Source organism: Chitinophaga pollutisoli (genome assembly GCF_038396755.1).
Taxonomy (GTDB): Bacteria; Bacteroidota; Bacteroidia; order Chitinophagales; family Chitinophagaceae; genus Chitinophaga; species Chitinophaga pollutisoli.
In genome coordinates, this window is sequence record NZ_CP149822.1 from 3,266,758 (window position 1) to 3,288,226 (window position 21,469).

At 47.7% G+C, this 21,469-nt stretch carries 18 protein-coding genes; 5 read left to right on the forward strand and 13 right to left on the reverse strand.

Annotated features, from left to right (window positions below; genetic code table 11):
* Positions 1-18 precede the first annotated feature (18 nt).
* Complete coding sequence (locus WJU16_RS13625) at positions 19-186, reverse strand: hypothetical protein (protein WP_341834049.1); 168 nt, start codon at positions 184-186, stop codon at positions 19-21.
* Positions 187-258: 72 nt separating this feature from the next.
* On the opposite strand from WJU16_RS13625, the gene WJU16_RS13630 reads away from it, so the two are divergent.
* Positions 259-1,560: an MFS transporter gene (locus WJU16_RS13630; protein ID WP_341834050.1), complete on the forward strand. Its 1,302-nt coding sequence runs from the start codon at positions 259-261 to the stop codon at positions 1,558-1,560.
* Between the two features lie 62 nt (positions 1,561-1,622).
* On the forward strand, positions 1,623-2,156 hold the full coding sequence (locus WJU16_RS13635) for a CopD family protein (protein ID WP_341834051.1): 534 nt from the start codon (positions 1,623-1,625) through the stop codon (positions 2,154-2,156).
* A gap of 6 nt (positions 2,157-2,162) precedes the next feature.
* On the opposite strand, the gene WJU16_RS13640 is transcribed toward WJU16_RS13635, so the two are convergent.
* The 4 genes from WJU16_RS13640 to ybeY all read right to left on the reverse strand — a co-directional run bounded on the left by WJU16_RS13640 (position 2,163) and on the right by ybeY (position 9,988).
* The gene (locus WJU16_RS13640; RefSeq protein ID WP_341834052.1) at positions 2,163-3,548 is read right to left on the reverse strand and encodes a porin family protein; all 1,386 of its coding nucleotides are present in this window, start codon (positions 3,546-3,548) and stop codon (positions 2,163-2,165) included.
* On the reverse strand, positions 3,545-4,123 hold the full coding sequence (locus tag WJU16_RS13645) for a sigma-70 family RNA polymerase sigma factor (RefSeq protein WP_341834053.1): 579 nt from the start codon (positions 4,121-4,123) through the stop codon (positions 3,545-3,547). Before WJU16_RS13645 ends, WJU16_RS13640 begins: the two co-directional genes overlap by 4 nt.
* A 381-nt stretch (positions 4,124-4,504) precedes the next feature.
* Complete coding sequence (gene mnmG, locus WJU16_RS13650) at positions 4,505-6,373, reverse strand: tRNA uridine-5-carboxymethylaminomethyl(34) synthesis enzyme MnmG (protein ID WP_341834054.1); 1,869 nt, start codon at positions 6,371-6,373, stop codon at positions 4,505-4,507.
* A gap of 3,189 nt (positions 6,374-9,562) precedes the next feature.
* On the reverse strand, positions 9,563-9,988 hold the full coding sequence (gene ybeY / locus WJU16_RS13655) for an rRNA maturation RNase YbeY (RefSeq protein WP_341834055.1): 426 nt from the start codon (positions 9,986-9,988) through the stop codon (positions 9,563-9,565).
* 131 nt (positions 9,989-10,119) lie between these two features.
* Between ybeY and WJU16_RS13660 the strand changes: the two genes are divergently transcribed.
* The gene (locus WJU16_RS13660) at positions 10,120-10,350 is read left to right on the forward strand and encodes a FeoA family protein (protein ID WP_341834056.1); all 231 of its coding nucleotides are present in this window, start codon (positions 10,120-10,122) and stop codon (positions 10,348-10,350) included.
* A 1,768-nt stretch (positions 10,351-12,118) separates the two neighbouring features.
* Here WJU16_RS13660 and nadA read toward each other — a convergent pair.
* Positions 12,119-13,069 carry a quinolinate synthase NadA gene (gene nadA, locus WJU16_RS13665; RefSeq protein WP_341834057.1) on the reverse strand — a complete coding sequence of 317 codons (951 nt, stop codon included), beginning with the start codon at positions 13,067-13,069 and terminating at the stop codon, positions 12,119-12,121.
* Between the two features lie 821 nt (positions 13,070-13,890).
* On the opposite strand from nadA, the gene WJU16_RS13670 reads away from it, so the two are divergent.
* Together WJU16_RS13670 and WJU16_RS13675 are read left to right on the forward strand one after the other, a co-directional pair.
* Entirely contained in the window at positions 13,891-15,999 is a 2,109-nt protein-coding gene (locus WJU16_RS13670) for a SurA N-terminal domain-containing protein (protein WP_341834058.1), read from the forward strand.
* Positions 16,000-16,103: 104 nt separating this feature from the next.
* Complete coding sequence (locus WJU16_RS13675) at positions 16,104-16,607, forward strand: DUF2480 family protein (protein ID WP_341834059.1); 504 nt, start codon at positions 16,104-16,106, stop codon at positions 16,605-16,607.
* On the opposite strand, the gene corA is transcribed toward WJU16_RS13675, so the two are convergent.
* The 7 genes from corA to WJU16_RS13710 form a co-directional block, all read right to left on the reverse strand.
* Positions 16,608-17,636 (reverse strand): magnesium/cobalt transporter CorA, encoded by a 1,029-nt coding sequence (gene corA / locus WJU16_RS13680; RefSeq protein ID WP_341834060.1) that lies wholly within the window; start codon positions 17,634-17,636, stop codon positions 16,608-16,610.
* A gap of 183 nt (positions 17,637-17,819) precedes the next feature.
* On the reverse strand, positions 17,820-18,020 hold the full coding sequence (locus WJU16_RS13685; protein WP_341834061.1) for a helix-turn-helix transcriptional regulator: 201 nt from the start codon (positions 18,018-18,020) through the stop codon (positions 17,820-17,822).
* A complete protein-coding gene (locus WJU16_RS13690) occupies positions 17,929-18,441 on the reverse strand; it encodes a hypothetical protein (protein ID WP_341834062.1) in 513 nt (170 codons plus the stop codon). Before WJU16_RS13690 ends, WJU16_RS13685 begins: the two co-directional genes overlap by 92 nt.
* Positions 18,442-18,583: 142 nt before the next feature.
* Positions 18,584-19,840 carry a DUF3472 domain-containing protein gene (locus tag WJU16_RS13695; protein WP_341834063.1) on the reverse strand — a complete coding sequence of 419 codons (1,257 nt, stop codon included), beginning with the start codon at positions 19,838-19,840 and terminating at the stop codon, positions 18,584-18,586.
* A gap of 89 nt (positions 19,841-19,929) precedes the next feature.
* Positions 19,930-20,460, reverse strand: coding sequence for a hypothetical protein (locus WJU16_RS13700; protein ID WP_341834064.1), 531 nt, complete (start codon positions 20,458-20,460; stop codon positions 19,930-19,932).
* Between the two features lie 60 nt (positions 20,461-20,520).
* Positions 20,521-20,895, reverse strand: a complete 375-nt coding sequence (locus tag WJU16_RS13705) for a septal ring lytic transglycosylase RlpA family protein (protein WP_341834065.1) — start codon at positions 20,893-20,895, stop codon at positions 20,521-20,523.
* A gap of 8 nt (positions 20,896-20,903) precedes the next feature.
* Positions 20,904-21,401, reverse strand: a complete 498-nt coding sequence (locus WJU16_RS13710) for a GNAT family N-acetyltransferase (protein WP_341834066.1) — start codon at positions 21,399-21,401, stop codon at positions 20,904-20,906.
* Positions 21,402-21,469 lie beyond the last annotated feature (68 nt).

Sequence of the window (21,469 nt, forward strand, 5' to 3'; positions counted from 1 at the left end):
GACTCGCCGGGCCAGAGACTATTCATCCGGTCGATGATGTAATTCATCTTCCGGTTCCTGTCCCGCGACGATTGTGAAAACTGACGGCGGAAGCGAATGATCTCCTGCGACAATAAACGGATTTTCATTTGCTGCCGCACCCATTTCAATTTGTATCTCCTTTTCTTCTTTTTCATCATCCTCCATAATCGGTTTTTCGGGGAATGAGACGCGTGAAGCATTTGTTAAGGATGTGCCGGAAATATTTATTTTTGAGACATGACCACCAATTCCATTCCACGTGCAGCCACAACATCGTGGCGACTGAAAGCAATCTTTACCGGATCCGTCGGCAACCTCGTGGAATGGTACGATTGGTACGCCTATTCCGCCTTCGCGATTTATTTCGCGCCGGTCTTTTTCCCTTCCGGCAATGCCACCGCGCAACTCCTGAACACCGCCGCGATATTTGCCGTCGGTTTTCTTATGCGCCCACTCGGCGGATGGCTCTTCGGCACCATCGCCGATCGCCAGGGCCGGAAAACGGCGATGACGCTTTCGGTACTCCTGATGTCGCTCGGTTCGTTGCTGATCGCCTGCACGCCCGCATTTTCCACCATTGGCGTAGCCGCGCCAGTGCTGCTTTTGCTCGCGCGACTCATGCAAGGCCTTAGTGTCGGCGGCGAATACGGCACTTCCGCCACGTACCTCAGTGAAGTGGCGGACTCCTCACGCCGGGGTTTCTTCTCCAGCTTCCAATACGTAACGCTCATCGGCGGACAAATCCTCGCACTCGGGGTGCAAATGCTCCTGCAAAGAGTTTTCCTTACACCCGAACAACTCGCGGAATGGGGATGGCGCATCCCATTCGTCATCGGTGCACTGCTGGCGATCACCGCACTTTATCTCCGCCGCAACATGCACGAATCCGTGAATGTGAATATCAAAAAGAAAGACCGCGGCTCCGTGAAAGCGCTCTTCCGAAATCACCCGCGCGCCGTGCTGACTGTGGTGGGACTTACTATGGGCGGTACTTTGGCGTTCTACACTTATACCACTTACATGCAAAAGTTTCTCGTAAACACCGTGAAACTTTCTAAAGAAGAATCCACGCTGATTTCGTTTTTCCTTGTGCTGATCTTCGCATGTATTCAGCCGCTGTTCGGTAAACTGTCCGACCGGATCGGGCGAAAGCCTTTGCTGATCGGCTTCGGCGTGTTGGGAACATTGTGCACGGTGCCGCTGCTGACGGCGATCAGCCAGGCCACTTCGGTATGGAGCGCATTCTTTTTGATCCTCGCCGCGCTCTTGATTGTAAGTGGTTACACGTCGATCAATGCCGTTGTTAAAGCGGAAATGTTTCCGGCGGAAATCCGGGCACTCGGCGTGGGTTTTCCGTATGCGCTGACCGTCGCCATTTTCGGGGGAACGGCGGAAACCATCGCGTTTGCGTTGAAAGACGTTGGCCACGAATCGCTGTACTATTGGTATGTGACCATCTGCATTTTCATCTCGCTGCTCGTTTATGTTTTCTCCCCCGACAGCCGGAAAGGTTCGTATATGGACAGGGAGCAATTATAGTCCGGGCGCCGGTTTCGGGCTAACAACGGACGCAGGGTTTATTTTGATTATTTTTGCAGAATATGTATCTCACCATCAAGGCGCTTCATATCATTTTCATCGTGACCTGGTTCGCCGGACTGTTCTACATTGTGCGGCTGTTTGTGTATTTCACGGAAGCGCAGGAGATGGAAGAGCCCCAGCGCAGCATCCTCCAGGATCAATACCGGATCATGATGAAACGGCTTTGGTTCGGGATTACCTGGCCCTCGGCAATCCTCACGTTGGTCTTCGGTCCGTGGATGGCTTTTTTGCTGGGAAGCATTCCGGTTTGGTTGTGGATAAAACTTGCGTTTGTATTGGGACTATATTTTTACTTCTTTTTTCTCCACGGCATTTACAAAGATCTCCATGCCGGCGTGGTGAAACGCAGCTCTACGCAATTGCGTGTCTGGAATGAGGTAGCCACGATCTTCCTGGTGGCGATCGTTTTCCTGGTGGTGCTGAAAAGTTTTTTAAGTATGATCTGGTCGATGGTGGGCCTCATCATTTTCACCGCCTGCCTGATGGTAGCGATCAAGGTGTACAAGCGGGTCCGCGAAAAGAAGAATAAATAACTCGTTTTACTTTTTCCCCATTGTCAGCTGCAGGCTAAGGCCGGCAGAATACAACTTCACTTTTCCTTCTCCCACGCCGCCGGCCGGGATTTTCAGATAGGGGTGCAAGCCCCAGTTCAGTCGTCCTTTCGTGTTTTTTTCCCAGCCCGCGCTGATATTGATCACAGAAAACCAGTGTTGGTTCTGGTTGCTGAAAACGCGGGTGCGTTTATAATTGTTGGGATAATAGTAGTCGTATTTTTCGCGGAGCATGAAATAAGTGGAAGCGCCAACGCTCACGTTCCATCGGCCGGAGGGATTTTCAGCAAATACATAATGCACTTGCAGCGGCACATCGATCACATCGCAATCGGCATCGATATCCACATAATTTCCGGGGTAGGGAGAATTATATTCTTTTGGAGACGCCTGGTACAACTTTTTTGTGTAGGCGGCCCCGGTACTCAGGTACCATTTGTTATTCACATGGTACCTTATCAGGAGGCCTCCGGTAAATCCGGCACGTAAACCTGTGAGCGATCCGGTGGCATTTACATCCGGACCGAGGTGGATGCCACCATCGAAACCCTTTCTCCGCGGGGCTTTCCAGGTTTCATTGGAAAATTCCTTCACCGTATTTGTGTCTGGTACGGCCGGGTTGGCCGAGTTGTTCACAGGGGTGGGCGCGCTGGTGTTTGGAGCATGATTTTTATCGGACGTGGCCGGCGGAAGGGAGGGGTTATCCACACTTGCCGGAACATGTAAAGCATTTTTATCTTTTTGGGAAGATAAGGGAGCTGTTGAGACAGTTTTATCCACATCTTTTCTCCTTTCATCCTCCAACTTCGATTTTTGGAAAGTTAAAACGGAAGGAGCGATAGGTTTGTCCACACCTGTTTTAATCGTTTCGTTCGTAGTCGTTTTATGAAAAGAAAGAATGGAGGCGTTAGCCTGTTCGTTCACATCTTTATTCCTTTCAGAATTTGCCGGCGATTTATTCACCGCATCCGATTCTTTAAAAATCGGTATTATCGCTTTGCGGGAAGATTTTTCTGTGTTGTTGCTTTCCGAGATTGTCGCACCATCCGGTTTATCCACATTCAATTTGTTGTCCTCTTCAGGTATTGCATTTTTATCAGGAGATCCATTTTCCACATCATTTTCCGGTACGGTGGTACTGGCGGAATTTTCCGTTTTGGGGGAAGATGAAAAATTATAGCTGGCAGGGCGTGTGAACCACCACCAACCGCCGAGCCCGAGGATAATGGCGAGGCCGCCGAACCACCACCACATCGGGCGCCGGTTGCGGGGTTGGTCCAGCAGTTTTTCCATCCGGTCCCAGGCCTGGGGCTCGAACGGAACTTCTGCATCCTGCAGCTTCTTTCGGATATTATGTTCAAACTGTTCGCTCATGACGGTTGGGTGGCGCCGATCGGGCCGGAGCCGGAAATATTCATGGATGTTAACGCATCGATTTTTTCTTTGAGAATCCTTTTCGCCTTAAACAAATTGGATTTTGAAGTGCCCTCCGAAATGCCAAGCATCTTAGCAATCTCCTGGTGTTGGAATCCTTCAACAACATATAAATTGAAAACAGTCCGGTAAGCAGGAGGGAGCACCTGGACCAACCCGAGAATTTCCTCATACGTCAATTTGCTGATCGCATGTTCGTCGGGCATACCGAGATCATAGACTTGTGTGATGTCTTCGGTAAAATGAATTTTCTTCCGGCTGCGCAAATGGTCGATGGAAGTATTCGCCATGACTTTGCTCAACCAGCTTTTGAAAGGTCGGGACGAATCGTAAGAATCGATGTGGTGAAAAATTTTCAAGAACCCGTCGTTTAAAATTTCAATCGCCTCATCTTTGTTATTCGCATATCGCAAACAGATTGCCATGGCATATCCGAAGAATTGCCGGTAAAGTGCTTCCTGACTGGAGCGGTCCCACTTTTTACAGCCCGCTATAATTGCTGATATGTCTTGCACTAGATTTTTAATTCGGGTTTCCCGAAACCGCGGGAAGACGGAATGGTTAAAATTTTTTTTCGGGCGTTTTCTACCTTATGTACGGTTTTCGTGAAACAAGGGTTGCCTTCATGCAAAAAATCCTCATTTCTTTTACCAGTTGATCTTCTAAAATAACCCTTTCAAATTTAAGCCACTTTTCCGCCCGAAATTTAAACGATAATGGTTTTTGATATATATACCTGAAGCACATCGAGATCATCGAAATTTGAGGATTTTTTTATTTAGTTGAAAATCAATCATTTATGAATTTTCGATGGTAAAGTGACATATTCCATGTGAAACATAAAAAAAGCGCTCTTTTCGGAGCGCCTTTCTATTTTGTATTTGATGATTTTTTTATCATCGGCCCATGTAGACCATGAGGATTTGCACATCGCTCGGATTCACTCCGCTAATCCGGCTGGCCTGGCCAAGTGTTCTCGGTTTGATGCGTGTAAATTTCTGGCGCGCTTCGTTCGACAACGAAACGAGTTTCGAATAATCGAATGCTTCAGGGATCATCAAATCTTCGAGTTGGCTCATGCGTTGCACGAGTTCATTTTCCTTCTCGATATACACATCATACTTTACCTGGATTTCCACTTGCTCCAACACTTCTCTTGAATAATTTTCCAGTGCTTTAGCGACTTTAGGTAAGTTTTCGCACATCGAGAAAATGTCGATGCCGGGGCGGAGGAGGACCTGGTGCGCGCGTTGTTTTTGTGTAAGCGATGCGGAGTTATTGGCTTGCAACCAGGAGTTAGCCTCCTCTGGTTCGAGTGGTAACTCTTTCAAAATCGCTTTTATTTTTTCTACCCCTTCCAATTTTTCGCGGGTGCGGGTCATGCGCTCGTCGCTCGCGAGGCCAAGCGCATGGCTGCGTTCGGTCAAACGGAGGTCGGCGTTATCCTGGCGGAGGAGCGTTCTGAACTCCGCGCGCGAGGTGAACATGCGGTAAGGTTCGTCAGTTCCTTTGTTGATAAGGTCGTCGATCAGCACCCCAATATAAGCTTCGCTGCGTTTCAAAACGAGCGGCGCCTGCGCCCGGACTTTCAAATGTGCGTTGATTCCGGCCATCAAACCCTGGCAAGCAGCTTCTTCGTAACCGGTAGTTCCGTTGATCTGACCGGCAAAAAACAGGTTAGACACTTGCTTCGTCTCCAGTGAAAATTGCAATTGTGTTGGTGGGAAGTAATCATATTCGATCGCATATCCCGGGCGGAACATGCGTACATTTTCGAAACCCGGCACGAGGCGAAGCGCTTTAAGCTGGACGTCTTCGGGGAGGGAGGTTGAAAATCCGTTCACATAAATTTCCACGGTATTGAAACCTTCTGGTTCCACGAAGAGCTGATGTCTTTCGCGTTCCGCGAAGCGGTTGATTTTATCTTCGATCGAAGGGCAATATCTCGGTCCGGTTCCCTGTATTCTTCCCTGGAACATAGGCGACCGGTCGAATCCGGTTTTCAGAATGTCGTGTACTTGTTCGGAGGTGTAGGTGATCCAGCAGGAGCGTTGTTGTTCCGGGCGGATTTTTTCTACATCCATATAGCTAAAACCAACGATTTCATCGTCGCCTTTTTGTTCTTCCATTTTGGAATAATCGAGGGAGCGGCCATCGATACGGGGAGGTGTTCCTGTTTTGAGACGGTCGCTTTCGAAGCCGAGGGAAACGAGTTGTTCAGTGATTCCGGTTGCCGCTTTTTCTGCAACGCGGCCGCCGCCGAACTGTTTATCTCCGATGTGAATGACGCCGTTGAGGAAAGTGCCGTTTGTGAGTACAACAGCCCTGGCAGAAATTTCATGTCCGAGACCGGTGATCACGCCCCGGCAAACGCCATTTTTGATGATGAGCCCTTTCACCATATCCTGGTAGAAGTCTACGTTCGGTGTATTCTCCAGAGCTTCGCGCCATTTGGCGGCGAAAAGCATGCGGTCGTTTTGGGTGCGGGGGCTCCACATAGCAGGCCCCTTACTACGATTCAGCATGCGGAACTGGATCATGGATTGGTCGGTCACGATGCCGGAGTACCCTCCAAGGGCATCAATCTCACGAACGATCTGGCCTTTTGCGATACCACCCATGGCGGGATTGCAACTCATTTGGGCAATCGTCTGCATGTTCATGGTAACGAGGAGTACCCGGGAGCCCATGTTGGCGGCGGCAGCAGCGGCTTCACAGCCGGCATGTCCGGCGCCTACTACAATAACATCGTAAACTGGGAACATTATTTGAATTTTGAAAGTGCAAAGTTAAGTCAAAAGATTGATGGGCAGGGGATAAGTTGGGAATTCAGATGCCAGCATTTCACAAGCGTTGTATTTTAAGGAAGAATATGCTGTCACTTCCTAAACAAACGATATTTGATCCCTGAAGGGGAATATTTGAATAGAAGGAACAAGTCTATATTAGGAATATTTTCTGCTGAAAAGGAGAAGGATACCAGGATTCAAATAGGAGGAAGGTGAGAAAAATGCATTTCATATAGGCGAGAGCGACCCATGAATAGATCCGATTTACCCTTAAAACTGCAAAGAACCCGAAGCCGGACTTCTCCCCGCGCTATTAAAACCGCTTAGAACGAGACGCAAGCGCCTAAGATAGATGAATTGCAACGTTATCCCATAGCAACCCGTTAAACAAATACCTTTATTTATCGAAGTTTATCAACACTTACATACTTCGTTGTTAGTTTCCCTAAGCTTCCCCACTCTTAAAACTGAAATCCAAAAAGGAACCTGGTCCATTCATTGTTTCCTTATGAATGCCCCCTTATCTTATATGACATCCCTCGTCGACACCTGAAAAACATTCATGTGTAATACCCACGGTAGGTGATACAGCAAACTATTTTAACAAATCACACTTAATTTGAAGGAAACCGGCAATATCAACAGGATTAAATAAGGCAAGCATTGGGGCAAACTCACTGTAAGCAATTGGAATCATCTAAATCTACCCATATCCTATAAAATATATCTTAGTAAACGCCTAATTCGCTCACACTACTAACCAATAAACAATTATATCAGAACAATTAGAGCTAAAAAGACTGTAAATATGAGTAAGCGCTAAATATTCATTTACTATAGTAATGTTCCACGTGGAACAATTGTCCCTCTGAATGATCAATAAATTCACCAGTAGCTATAACACACAACATAAATACTATTAGAAACAACTGCAAATTGGTCTATTTTCTACTATATAAACTCTTATCTCAGTTCAAATGACTGGCAAGGACCACCGATTATACGGAATCCACTCCTATCCCACATTGCTCCACGTAGAACGCTACATCTTAATACCTAAAGTATCCCGCAGCCATTATCATTAACAGCATTGGGTGTCTCATCTGCAAATACAGACGATAAACGTCATAAGCCAGTACTATCTATCTGATTCCCTCCCAAGGGGTCTATCTACTCTAAATTTGGCACCCCTGACTATATACTAATACGACATTATTTCAAATTACCTGATTCAAAGTTGTGTTGAAAACCGAAAAACTTAGGCTGGACTTTATCCCTAGGGTACATCTATGGAAAGGTTAGACTCAAATGTTCTATGCCCAGCGGGAATCCGGCCGTCACATGCCACAACAAACACATGTTAACGTCCACTTGTTGCTACCTATATAATCATGAACCATATATACCCGCGATCTCGTAGCATTGGCTTAACATGTATAATCTCACCCCAAATTAACCTATAAGCCTAGTGTAGACAGCTCATAAACGCCTCCAACCTTGCAAATCCATGATCCTAATCTATGATGTTCCACGTGGAACATCTCATATTAATGTAAAGCAGGGCATTATTCACTATAAAACTGTTTTTACACCCGATATATCCCAGAGTTCCTCGACATAGAAGAAGTCATAAGGCAATCCTACTCCAATGTGATGAATTCCATACTTGAAGGAAGTATTGTCAACTGATAACATACACATGCATCCGTGTCGAACGTCTGTTCATTACTCCAGAGCAACAATAATCTCATAATGAAAACAACAAACCAAAATTCCATTATTACATACTACAAGAAAAGCCAAAACTACCATTCAATATTCTAAGGACCATCACCATTCCCCTAAAAACCCTGGTAAAATCTGCCAACTGCCATTGTTCCACGTGGAACATCCTTTTCTAAAGAAATCCTAGCTTTAATTACTCCTAATAACCGCTTATCCATAGAAACTAAACATTTAAACCTATGCCCCGTCCGAAGGCTTACCTCATATAATCACCGGAAAAGTGAAATGCCAATAGCCCATAAAGCAAGCATAAGGAGAGTTCGTATCTTTAAGACAGCTGTAACTGTACCGTTTCCCTCAGATTTATAAGAAAAGAAGTAGGGAAATAGACCAAATTCAGGTGCTTTGACGCCAGGAAGGGTAAGCAAAGTATGGAAGTACTAATTGAAAGCAAAAAAGCGCGATTTTATACTGCCCTTTACCAAGTAGGTGAGCTCAGTCCTATGTTGCCAATCAATAAATCACGTCATTTCCAAATCCGTATCAGGAGGTGCTTAACTCAAAAAACAATACCCTGACTGATATTCAAAAGAACCGAAAAGTTGCCCAATAACCCACTTATTAAGGGAATTTGATCCGAATGTGACCTGATAGCCCATCTTAACACCATAACATCTGTACAAATTGCGCAAAATACCTTGGGTTTGAAGCAAGAAGAATATGTAACATCCATCGCAAACAACTAGAAAATAAACAACAGAGGAAATCCCGAGAAGGCCATGCTCAGCCTGGTATTAGATGGCAACTTAACATCACCCTTAGTAAAATGCCAACGTCTCCAGAGTATTCCATCCCTATACCTTTGATTCTGCCTAGGCTTTAACAAACATAACATCTCTGCCATCCAAACTCTGATGGCCAATAATATGTCACGCCAATAATACGTTTCGGCTTCTGGCTTCCAACATACCCAATTAACAAACCTCTTGGCTTGTTTGAACCATAATTCATATGGATACTACTGCATGATAAAAAAGTATAGGAAAGCATCCAGGCATGAAAGCTAAATTCGCACCCGGCAAATCTAAACCAAGTGACTTGCGTAGCTGAAATCCAAGAGGGATGCAAGACAACATATCTGACCAGGAAAGCCATTCGCAAATGTAAATCAGTGTGTTCCTGAAGAAGCGATGAAGTGATAAGGAAATCGGGTCATGCACCGTGAATTGCCTTAGAAAGCCAACATACTAGCCGCGGTGAAATCCATTTCAAATCCCAGGACACATAATAACCAAATACCTGCATCACCAAGGTTTAAAGATGAGTAGATAGAAGGCGAATATAAGTATACAGCTATAGCGGGGAATACATATAAAAAAAGCTCCCAGTCCCGGGAGCTTCAATCTTTATAATATGTTCCACGTGGAACGTAAGTCAAATTTAATGTCCGAAATACAGACGAAGGTTCTCATCCTCCTTTTCACGCATGAGGATCTCTTCCTGCTTTGACTTGTCCCTATACCCACATAAATGTAAAGCACCGTGGAAAATTACGCGGTGCAGCTCATATTCTTCCGTTACGCCAAATTCCCTTGCATTCTCCAGCACCCGATCAATACTGATGTAAATCTCACCCTCCGTAATATCCGGATTCTCCGAAAGTTCAAAAGTAACGATATCCGTGTATGTATCATGCTGGAGGAATTCCTGGTTGATCTTTAACAGATACTCATCCGAACAAAAAACATAATGAAGTCCCTTCAATCTCCGATCCTCCCGTTTGAACAAATCCTTTAAAAATGCCTTCAGCTTTGTACGCTCCTTCAGCCGGATCTTTACCTCGTGTGCTATAAAATTGATTGCCATTGTGTAAAATTATGGTGAAAAAGCGTTTCATGATCCCCCTTTTTTGCATTATGACCGTGGAGCGGTACCTTTGCCACGTAATAGCTGGGACGATAGTCACAGATTGGTTTTAACTCGCTCAACAAATAGTTATGATTAAACTTTCTTCCCTCACACTTGGCAAAAGCGCGGTCATCCGGGAATTTGAAAAAAGCGATCTCCATATAAAACTCATGGAAATGGGATGTGTTCCGGGGGAAACAGTTAAGATTGAGAAAATCGCTCCGCTGGGTGATCCGATTTGCATCATCGTAGCCGGATACAATTTATCTCTCCGCAAAACCGAAGCCGATCATATCTGGGTAGAAGAAGTTGCTGTCTAACCAGCATAACCCAATTTCTACTTTCCAGCCGTCTCCATCGAGATGGCTTTTTTATTGACTGGGGCAGGAGGTGAACTATCTCCCAGCAATCCCACAATGCGTACATATACTATTACACAGGACGATTACAGAATCCATCTTCCTCCATCAATCTCGCTGAAATACAATTTAACTATGCTGATGAAAAAAACGGTATTCACAATCGACGAAGCAAAAACCGGTATTCCTTCACTTACAGACATATCTTCCCCTGTCCGAGATAATCCTCAGAAAAAAATCGCCCGCATGATCTTTCGCGGAGAAAATCATTACCTGAAAACCGGCTGTATGGAATCCGGATATTCCCGATAAGACATCACTTCTCCATCCTGAAAATCATTCAGAAAAAATCTGTCGTCTAAAAAATTTACAGCGGGAAACATCACAAGTAACGACCGCCTGGATCATGCAACTATCACAGCATAAAAACAGGCATCACATCGTACAAGACATAACTTTCCCAGTCCGAAAATCATTCAGAAAAAAAGTCCTGATCCAATACTCCTTCGGCGGAAAAAATCTTCCGATCATTATAAAACGCCGCACGAATCTATCACTTCATCCGACACTCCCAATACGTCGTGTAAAGACATAACTTCTCCAACCCGAAAAAATTTTTAGAAAAAGACACGCCATAAAACAAGATTCCCTCAGCGGAAAAGCCCATCTATTAACAAGCGCCAGCACGCATCTATCACTACGTGTAACGCCATGTAAAGAAATCAGGCACTACATCTCCATCCCGAAAAAATCCTCTCACAACTTGTTCATCCAACATCCCGGCAGGATCACCAATAACCTGAAGCAGATTCCTGGTATCATATCTATCACTATAGACACCAATCATTCTTCACTACAAGACATAGCCTACCAAGTCCGAAAAAAATGTTCAGAAAAACAAAACAACAAACGATTATTCAGTTGCTGTGCACCTTAAAAAATCATCCCAGTCAAATTGCATCTATCACTGCAGTAACCGGGTTTCAATTCCAAAAGCCTTCACTTCCAAACCGAATAATCTCCCATAAAAATTCTTCCAAAATCTCCAGGTGAAAAAGCCGTAGGAAATAATCCTGGAAAATGTATCTATCACTACTTAGTCCATATACATTTCCTACAAAACATACCTTCTCCACTCCGAAAAAACTTTCAGAAAAACTGCATCCGAAAAGATCTCCGGCGAAGAATACTCCGGCAAATTATCCGGTGCAGCATCTATCACTACAAGCACCTTCATCTATCTACCTGACAAGACATACCTTCTTCACCCCGAAAAAAAATTTCAGAAAAACCTACTTCCCTAAAAGACATCCGGCGGAAAAATCCCCGGGTCAACAAATCCGAATACCCGCATCTATCACTGCAGGAATCCATTTTCCACCGACCCGACAAGGCACAACTTCTCCATCCCGAAAAATCTTTCAGAAAAAATTCCATCTCCGGATCCGGGAGACCACTTCAATTATCCTGAGACCTGCTCCCAAAAGAGAGATTACAGGATTATCGAAGCGGCAAATGTATCGGATGGTTCGCCTGAACCAAAGAAATAGTTATTCATGTGGAAAAATCCATCGTCATTGTAGGGTAAAATTGCTTCCCGGAAAAGCTAATCTTCCGAAAGTCAATGCCACACTGTACTGGTAATATGTACCAATTTGCTATTCAGAATTATACAACAAAAAAACCGCCCCTTTCGAGAGACGGTTTTCAATATCGGAAACATCCAGTTTTACAATCCTGCCTGGGCGCTGATTTCCAGCATCCGGTCGATCGGGCGCTTCGCCGCAACGCGCAGCGCCTCGTCCATCGTGATTTCCGGTTGTTCATACTCCATGCACAAATACAGTTTCTCGAGCGTATTCAGCTTCATGTGCGGACAATCGTTGCAAGCACAGGCATTGTTCGGTGGCGCGGGAATGAACGTCTTATTCGGGTTCTCCTTCTGCATCTGGTGCAAAATCCCGGTTTCCGTTACCACGATATATTCCTGCGCATCATCGCGCTGCGTGAATTTGAGCAGTCCCGTCGTGGAACCAATGAAATCCGCGATCGCCAGGACGGGCGCTTCACATTCCGGGTGCGCGATAATCTTGGCTTTGGGATGCCGCACTTTGAGTTTCGTGATCTTTTCCAGGCTGAAAATCTCGTGCACCATGCAGGCGCCGTTCCACAATACCATGTCGCGGCCGGTCTTCTTCACCAGGTAGGAGCCCAGGTTACGGTCTGGCGCGAAGATGATGGGTTGGTCTTTCGGCACGGCTTCGATAATCTTTTCAGCGTTGGAGCTGGTGCAGATGATGTCGGAGAGGGCCTTGATGCCGGCGGAGCAGTTGATATACGAGATCACCAGGTGGTCCGGGTATTGCGCTTTAAAACGGGCGAAAAGCTCCGGCGGCGCACTGTCGGCCAGCGAGCAGCCGGCTTTCAGGTCGGGGAGGAGCACTTTTTTCTGCGGGCTGAGGATTTTCGCGGTTTCCGCCATGAAGTGAACGCCGGCGAAAACGATGATGTCGGCATCCGTTTTGGCGGCCTGCTGGCTAAGCCCGAGGCTGTCGCCTATATAATCGGCCACGTCCTGGATATCGGGTTCCTGGTAATAATGCGCGAGGATGATGGCGTTTTTTTCTTTTTTGAGCCGCTCGATTTCAGCAAAGAGATCCAGGCGTACGTCCACCTCCATATCCAGAAATCCCTTTTTCTGCAAATTTTTTTTGCTTCCGTTAACTCCGTAAACATAGCTATAGATTAAATTTTCTTTTTAAAAAGAAGAAAAAGCCCACTACTATTAGGGGTGTGAATTTGGGGGAAACTTGTTTTTTCCTCCTGATACAAATGTAGTTGTTATTATTTTGTTGCGCGCTATCCACAGGAAATTAACAACCGTATTCCGCGCCCCTGCTGATTTTCGTCCGCTTTATCCACAGTGTTGACAAGAAATTTACTGAACAACTTTTTCGTGGGCATGGTATTAAGAAAGTGTTAAAACAACCGGGTTTTTCACAGCCGGAATTCCCGGACCGGATCCGGCCAGAAAAACAAATTTAGTTTTACCTCCACCGGAAGGCGGCTTTTCCCACAAAAAACAGCCTTAACAACAGGTTTATCCACAACAATTGTGGGAAAACAACCCCCTTTTTCTGAAATCGTAAAAGACCGGAAATTTTCATGCGTTTTCAGTTTTTAAGGCCGATTAATACACAATTTGTTGTGGATTATATGGATGTATTGCTTATTTTGTGGATAACCGCAACATCCGTTCCGCGAAAAAAATCTCCCGAAACTGTACACCGGCGGTCGTCTAAACCTGATTGATAACAACCAATACCTGTGCATTAAAACTTTATGAAATGTGGATAATGTGTGAATGAAGGATAAAAACCACCCCTCCTTAAATCGCTCAAACCCTCTACTGTATTGGCTTTTGGGGTAATAAAAGCTATTTTGCAGTTACAATTAAATTATTCTATTTTTGCTACCTCTTAAAATCAGACTATATATTATATGTCAGTTATTCAGAAAATCAGGGACAAATACGCTGTCTGGATCATCGTATTGATCTGCCTGGCCATTGTGAGCTTTTTATTACAAGACGTATTTTTCGGTAGATCCGGTATGAGCCAGTCCAATGTTGTGGGCAAGGTGAACGGAGAAGAGCTGACCATCGCGGATTATCAGCGCCGGATCGAATTCACCACCGACCAGATGCGCCAGCGCATGCCGGGGCAAACCTTCGACGAAGAAGCGCAGCAGTATTTCCGTGAAGAAGCCTGGAACGGTTTCCTCCGCGAAAACATCATGGCGAAACAGTACGAAGCCCTGGGTATCGTAGTTACCGACGCCGAACTGGTAGATGCCTACAGTGTGAACAACCCGCACCCCATGGTTCGCCAGCAATTTTCCAACCGCGAGACCGGCGCTTACGATCCTTCCCTTCTGCAGCAATTCAACCAGGCTGCCCGGCAGGATCCCAACATGAAAGCGCAAATCCTGGCTTTCGAACAATCCATCGTCGAATACCAGCAAAACCTGAAATATTACTCCTTAATAAATAAAGGTATCTATTATCCTAAGTGGCTCGCCAAGCAACAACAGGAAGATGCCGCCAAAAACGCCAACATCGGTTACGTGCAGGTGCCCTACGCTACCATCGCCGACAGCACCATCAAACCGACCGATTCCGAACTCAACAAATTCATCGCGGATAACAAAGCCATGTTCGAAGTTCCGGAAGGCCGTAAAATCGAATACGTTTCTTTCGATGTGATCCCCACCGCTGCAGACTCCGCAGCCGCTTTCGCCGAAATCCAAAAACTGAAGGCTGAAATGGATACCACGCCCGATGTTACCCAATTCGTAAAACTCAACTCCGAATACAACCAGTACGACGGTTACGTTTCCCGCAGCGCCATCCAGGTACCGAACAAAGATTCGATCATCGACCTGCCGAAAGGCGCTTCCTTCGGTCCTTATATTGATGGTAACATGCTGGTATACGCCAAAATGCTCGACCGCAAAAACATGGCCGACACCGTGAAAATCCGCCAGGTGCTGATCTTCGCGCAACAAGGCAGCGATTCCATCGCCAAAAGACAAGCTGACAGCGTGGAAGCAGTAGTACGCGGCGGCGGCGACATTGCAGCCATCGCGTCAGCGATCAGCCAGGACCCTGCCGCCAAAGAAAACGGTGGTGAAGTTACCCTGGCCCCCCACACCGATGTTCCCGCTGAACTGGCAGAAGTGAAAACCTTTGCTTTCGAAGGAGCCACTGGCGCCGTTAAAACCGTGAAACTTCCCATCGGCTATGCTGTAGTGAAAATCACCGAGCAGAAAAACATCGGCCCCGCGTTGAAAATCGCGTACCTCGGCAAACGTGTAGACGCCAGCTCCGCTTCCAGCAACGACATGCTGACCGCAGCCAACGAATTCGCAGCCGCCAACACCAACCGCACCGCTTTCGATAAAACCGTTCAGGAAAAAGGCCTCAACAAACGGATTGCAGAAAACATCCAACCGATGGACTTCGTGCTCCCCGGCCTGGGTTCCTCCCGCGAAATCGTAAGCTGGGCTTATAGCGCCGGCAAAAACGAAGTAAGCCGCGTGTTCTCGCTGGAAGACCGATTCGTGATCGCAGTGCTCACCAGCATCCGCGAGAAAGGTACCGCTCCGCTCGACGAGGTTCGCCCGACCGTAGAAGCGGAAGTACGTAAACTGAAGAAAGCCGAGCAGATCATCGCTAAACTGGGTACGCCCGCCAACCTGGATGCAGCTGCCAAAGCTACGAACCAGCCGGTGCTCACCGCAGAGGGCGTTAACTTCTCCTCTTCCTACGCTCCGGCGCTCAACTTCGAACCCCGTGTGATCGGCGCAGCTTTCAACAAAGCCTGGGGAACCAATAAAGTTTCCGCTCCCATCCAGGGTCAGGCCGGCGTGTTCGTGATCCAGGTGAATAACTACACCACCGCCGACGTTCCCGCACTCGACTACGCCCAGCAAAGCCAGGCGTTCGAAGGTGGCATCCAGCAGCTGATACAGCAGCAGTTGTTCCAATCCGTGCTGAAGAAAAACAGCAGCGTGAAAGACAACCGCGCTGAATTCTACCGAGGCAACTGATTTTAGAAAATCCTGATATCCAGAAGGCCGGGCGCATCGCCCGGCTTTTTTTTGCGCCCGGCGGCCGGGGACAGGCTTCGCCGGAAAATCCGTAAATTTGCAGTATGGAAGAAATTGTTAATAAAGTAGCGCAGAGCGCGCTCGTCACTATAGATCTCGAACAATATTACCCCCAGGAAACCATCATGGTGTTTGACCTGAAAGATTACCTTTTCATGGAACTGATCCTGAAGGAAAAAGACTTTCGGGCGGCCCTGCAGGAGCACGATTGGGAGCAATACCGTGGAAAAGCCGTAACCATCACCTGCACGGCGGACGCCATCATTCCCTTCTGGGCCTACATGCTGCCGGCCGCTTACCTGGAGCCCGTTGCGTCGCGCGTGGGTTATGGCGACGAAACATCTTTACGCAACACGATTTTCCTGGAAAAAATTGCCGGGATCGACGCGAATGCTTTCGCCGACCAGCGCGTAATCATTAAAGGATGTGCGGATAAAGCCGTGCCCGAAGCCGCGTATGTGGAAATCACGCGAAAGCTGCGGCCGGTAGTGAAAAGTATCATGTACGGGGAACCCTGTTCCACCGTTCCGGTCTATAAAAAGAAGTAATTAAAACCATCCGCGTTTCCTGAAGAAAATGATCATTCCCAGGAAAATCAGGAGCATTACCCCAATGGTTATAAAATATCCGTTGGGGTTTTTTAATTCCGGCATGTGATCGAAGTTCATCCCATAAATCCCGGTGATTACGGTTAACGGCGCCAACAGTGTAGTCACCACCGTTAATACCTTCATTACTTCGTTCAGCTTTTGGTTCATCTGCGCGTGGTACAGCTCCTGCAGGTTGATGACGATATCGCGGTAACTTTCTGCTAGGTCCACCGCCTGGATGATATGGTCGGACACATCCTTGAAATATTTCCCGGTATTCTCTTCCAGCAGCACGTTTTCAGATTTCATGAGACCGCTCATCAGGTCGCGGACGGGCGTGATGCCGCGCTTGAATTCCATCAGTTCGCGGCGGAGGTAATTCACGCGCGCCAGCGTGCGGTTGTTGGGCTGGCGGGGAATGATGTCTTCCATCAGCTCGATGCGGTCGCCGAGGTGATCCATGACGATGAAATAATTATCGACGATAACATCGAGCAGCGCGTAAAGCAAATAATCGGAGCCAGACACGCGGAGCTTGGTGCCGGCGGTGCGCAGGCGCTCGCGGATCGGGTTGAAGACGTCGCGGTTGGGATCGTCCTGGAAAGAGATGACTACATTTTTCCCCAGCACGAGGCTCACCTGCTCGATATCCACCGCGGAACTTTCCATTTTGAAATAGCACATGGGCAAGAGGCAGAAGAGGTTTTCGCCAATCTCGTCCATCTTCGCGCGCTGGCCTTCGCTCATGATATCTTCCATGAGGAGGAAGTGGATATTGAAATGCCGGCAAAGCGCTTCCACTTCTTCGCGGCGGACGCCGTCGACATTGATCCATTTTTTGGTGTCGGTTTCGGCGAACCGGAAACAGTCGGCCACGGTGTCGGTGGTTTCTTCATGAAAATATCCGCTGTCGTATTCGTACACGGTAATGCGGACATGATCCACCGGTTTCCGGGAAGCAACGGCCGTAACGGGATTAAAGTTCATCAACCTTTTTTTGCGGATTTTGAAAGGGTTGATGGCATCAGCAATCGGCTGTATCGGGTTTTTGGCCATACCGGGGTAATTTCTGCTAATGTACAATTTTTGAAAGGGATGAAAAAAGAACAAGCCGCCGAAGTGAGTGACACAACGGCGGCTGATGGCGGAAGGAGAAGCTGGCTGAAACCATCAATCTTCGTCGGTCAACAGGAAAATTTCCTCGACCGGCTTTTCGAAAACCCGGGCAATTTTCAGGGCCAGAATGGTGGACGGAACATATTTGTTGGATTCGATCGTATTAATGGTTTGCCGCGAAACGCCTGTCAGCCGGGCGAGTTCGTCTTGCGTAAGATTCATCCGCGCCCTTTCGATTTTTATATTGTTTTTCATGCGGCGGCTTTTTTTGTCGGTAAAGCAAGAAGTGGAAACGGGCAATAAAAATGATGAGAATCGTGAACATGTTGTACATCATGACGGAGAGAAAATCGAGCCAGTGCCAGATAAATGACGCGATGATGAGCAGCACGTAATTCACGATGACGGCGAGTTGCAGCGATTCGAGCCTGAGGCGGCCGATGTACTCGTCTTCATCTTTTTCGCGGCTGTACGAAACGAGCAGCAACCCGGCGAATAACAGCAACATCGTGATTTCTTCGATGGCTTTACCGAAAGTTTGCTGCAGCCATTCGCTTGGCGGGAAAGACATTTCGTTGATCGGTGTAAAGCAAATGATTCCCAAAATCATCGACGGTGCGAGGATAAACCAGCCGATTTTTTTGTAGACATGGGGTAAGAGATACTTAGGTTTCATAAATAGCGATTTTATAATACTAAGTTAAGGGTTTTTTACAAAAAGTCAAGTACATTTTACATATAGACAAGTTAATTTTACTTTTTATAGCACTAAAAAAGCCCTCCTGCGAGGGCTTTTTCGTATCTGAAGCGTTTATAATCTAGAAGTTCGGTAATTCGATCATGGGCGCTTTTCCGATAGCGGGGCGCTCGAAAATATCGCCCAATTTGGCATTGGCGGGGATGAAACCGGCGGTCCAGAGGTAGAACAAGCCCTTTTCGGAGCCGCCGCCGAAGTCGAGGCGGTCTTTGGCGCGGGCGGTAGCATCATTGGTGAATTTCGCTTTCGTCAGCTCGATCCATTCACCTTCGGGCGTTTTGATCCAGTGATTTCCGAAATAACCTTTGCGGTACATATGGCCGTTTTCGAAGCTGAAGTTTTCGAGGAAGGAATAAAGATGGCCCATGTATTTGCCGTCTTTCGGTGCGCGAAAGGATGCGATGAGCTTCCATTCGTTGTGCTCCGGCACGAAGAAATACGCGGAATATTGCGTGGTGGTGCCTTTGGGGACTGCGTGCATGAGGAATCTGTAAGTCTGGCCGGCTTTCCAGTCGTAAACCCAATGGCTGTGGCCGCCGGTGCCTTCGCCACCGAAACCGTGTGCTACCACGGAGTCGCCTTTGGCGAGGAGCGTCACCTGGTCTTCGTAGCGGACTTTGGCGCGGTCGTCGGGCTCCTTGCCGGAATCCCAGACGGAGAAGATGATCCTTCTTTCGGAGGGGCCGTTGACCTGCATCCCGAAATAGCCGCGGTGCCATCCGCAGGACATGAAGTAGGTGCCGATTTTATCCTGGCCTTCCGGGACAGTGATTTCGCCATAGAACCATTCCACGCTTTTACCTTCGGGGGCGGTGTAGTTGAGATGGACGGAAGCGGAGCGGCGCCAGGATTTGGGATTGAACTGGATGCCTTTGGTCGCGGGGCCTTCGAGGGTCACGCCTTTGATATCCGCGTAGACATTACCCTGTTTGGAGATGCCTTTGACGGCGATATCGTAGAAACCGGTTTTTTTCAGTTTGGTGGAAAGGACGGGGATTTCCGCGAAGTCGCTGCCGGCGGGGACGTTCACCGTTTTTTCCGCGCCGTTGACGCTGACGCGCAGTGTGGCGGGTGCGTCGGCTTTAGCCTGTAGGCCCAGTTTGAGGGCGCCGGTGTTGGCGGCATGGAAATAGAAATGGACGGCGTTGGAGCTGTCGGTCCAGCGGACCACGCCGTTTCTGCCGGAGATATCCACACCGGTTTCGGCGGGATCTGCGTAGGCGGTAAATCCCGGGAGCACGACCGGGGTGTTTTGCGCGAAGGAAGGCGCGGCTGCGGCAAGGGTGCAGCAGAGGAAAGAGTAGCGTATCATTTTCATAAAACAAATAAAACTTTCCCGAAGCCGGGATGCAAGTTTGTTCGTCAAAATTGACAAAACACAGACGTGGTGGGGATTGGAAAGAAAAATCAGGGTGTATGGATGATACATTCACACCAGTCCACGAAAACCAGGGAAAAATAACGGACGATGCGCGGCACTTCGTATTCCGCCCGCGGATTGGGATCGCAGAGTGCGAGGGATTTGATGATCCCGTTTTCTTCGGTACCGTAATAACAACCGCCGCGTGAAGTGATGGCGAAACCATTTTTCACAAACCCTGGTTGGTCGTTGATGGCGATGGCGCCAAGCGAATCACTATTAAGAAATGAACGCATTTCGAAAAGGGGGATGAAAAGCTCCGGCGCGCCAATGGCCTTGCGGATATGCACCTGGCCGAACGCACGAATCCCTTCAGCCAGTTCGCGGCTGTGATTGATATGGATTTCCTTGATTTCGTCCACTTCCGCGCCGACTATTTTCAGCTTGGAGATATTGACAAACTCTGCCTGTCGCCAGTGTTCTCCGGAAAGGGTTACGGTAAAATCCGGGTAAGCGGGCAGGTTGGTCATCGCGGGGAGTTCATTGGAAACTGTAGGTATGGGAAAACAGTAGTCCATAGGTGAACACGTGATGTTACCCGAATATATGACGAAAAATTGTTAAAAGAAAGGATCGGTTTAGCCTTTGGGCTTTTTATACTTTATTTTTACATTGGCGACGCCGGCGTTGACCATACCGAGTTTTTTGGCGGCTTTTTTAGAAAGGTCGATGATGCGGCCGGCAACGAAGGGGCCGCGGTCGTTGATGCGGACTTTAATGGTTTTGCCATTGTCGAGGTTGGTGACTTTGACTTTAGTGCCGAAGGGGAGGGATTTGTGGGCGGCGGTCATTTTTCCCTGGCGGAAGGTTTCGCCGTTGGCGGTTTTGCGGCCCTGGAATTTGTCGGCGTAGAATGAGGCTTTTCCGGATTGGGAGATTTGGCGGGCGCAGGAGCTGAAGCACAGCAATGCGGCCGCGGCGAGGGTTGGCAGGAGGTGTTTTCGTTGGATCATATTCCGCTTTACAGTTTCTTGGTCATGATATAGTCGTTCATGAAAAAGCCGTGGCCGATGTCGATGTCTTCCTCTCCGGAAATCACGAAACCGTTTCGTTTGTAAAAGCCCGTAGCTTTATTGTCGCGGTTCACGTTGAGCGACAGCTTTTCCATGCCGGCGTTGCGCGCGATGCGTTCCACTTCCGCTATGAGCGCGAGGCCCATGTTTTTGCCTTGCATCTGCGGCAGCACGTATATCTTGTGCAATTTTGATACCGGTTCGTCTTTATAATTCAGTTCGTATCCTGCGAATCCTCCGAATTTCCCGTCTGCTTCAGCCAGCAGATAAACATACCCTTTCTTTTCTACCTGGTCTTTCAACACTGCGAGGTCGTACATCAAGTTCAGCATGTAATCGATCTGTTCGGATGTAAGAATTTTCCCAAATGTATGCGGCCAGGTGTCGTAAGCGATCTGCTGCACGATGGCCAGCTGCTGCTCCGCTGCCTGCGTAATCCTGATCATGATGAATGGTTAAACGGTTACGTTGCAATTTAACGCATATCCACCTTACACCACAGATTTTTGTTATG

Bases quoted from the DNA above. Each gene is read 5' to 3' on its own strand.
- WJU16_RS13625 (WP_341834049.1), bottom strand. From the start codon at position 186: ATGGAGGATGATGAAAAAGAAGAAAAGGAGATACAAATTGAAATGGGT.
- WJU16_RS13630 (WP_341834050.1), top strand. From the start codon at position 259: ATGACCACCAATTCCATTCCACGTGCAGCCACAACATCGTGGCGACTG.
- WJU16_RS13635 (WP_341834051.1), top strand. From the start codon at position 1,623: ATGTATCTCACCATCAAGGCGCTTCATATCATTTTCATCGTGACCTGG.
- WJU16_RS13640 (WP_341834052.1), bottom strand. From the start codon at position 3,548: ATGAGCGAACAGTTTGAACATAATATCCGAAAGAAGCTGCAGGATGCA.
- mnmG (WP_341834054.1), bottom strand. From the start codon at position 6,373: ATGTTCCCAGTTTACGATGTTATTGTAGTAGGCGCCGGACATGCCGGC.
- ybeY (WP_341834055.1), bottom strand. From the start codon at position 9,988: ATGGCAATCAATTTTATAGCACACGAGGTAAAGATCCGGCTGAAGGAG.
- WJU16_RS13660 (WP_341834056.1), top strand. From the start codon at position 10,120: ATGATTAAACTTTCTTCCCTCACACTTGGCAAAAGCGCGGTCATCCGG.
- nadA (WP_341834057.1), bottom strand. From the start codon at position 13,069: ATGGAGGTGGACGTACGCCTGGATCTCTTTGCTGAAATCGAGCGGCTC.
- WJU16_RS13670 (WP_341834058.1), top strand. From the start codon at position 13,891: ATGTCAGTTATTCAGAAAATCAGGGACAAATACGCTGTCTGGATCATC.
- WJU16_RS13675 (WP_341834059.1), top strand. From the start codon at position 16,104: ATGGAAGAAATTGTTAATAAAGTAGCGCAGAGCGCGCTCGTCACTATA.
- corA (WP_341834060.1), bottom strand. From the start codon at position 17,636: ATGAACTTTAATCCCGTTACGGCCGTTGCTTCCCGGAAACCGGTGGAT.
- WJU16_RS13685 (WP_341834061.1), bottom strand. From the start codon at position 18,020: ATGAAAAACAATATAAAAATCGAAAGGGCGCGGATGAATCTTACGCAA.
- WJU16_RS13690 (WP_341834062.1), bottom strand. From the start codon at position 18,441: ATGAAACCTAAGTATCTCTTACCCCATGTCTACAAAAAAATCGGCTGG.
- WJU16_RS13695 (WP_341834063.1), bottom strand. From the start codon at position 19,840: ATGAAAATGATACGCTACTCTTTCCTCTGCTGCACCCTTGCCGCAGCC.
- WJU16_RS13700 (WP_341834064.1), bottom strand. From the start codon at position 20,460: ATGGACTACTGTTTTCCCATACCTACAGTTTCCAATGAACTCCCCGCG.
- WJU16_RS13705 (WP_341834065.1), bottom strand. From the start codon at position 20,895: ATGATCCAACGAAAACACCTCCTGCCAACCCTCGCCGCGGCCGCATTG.
- WJU16_RS13710 (WP_341834066.1), bottom strand. From the start codon at position 21,401: ATGATCAGGATTACGCAGGCAGCGGAGCAGCAGCTGGCCATCGTGCAG.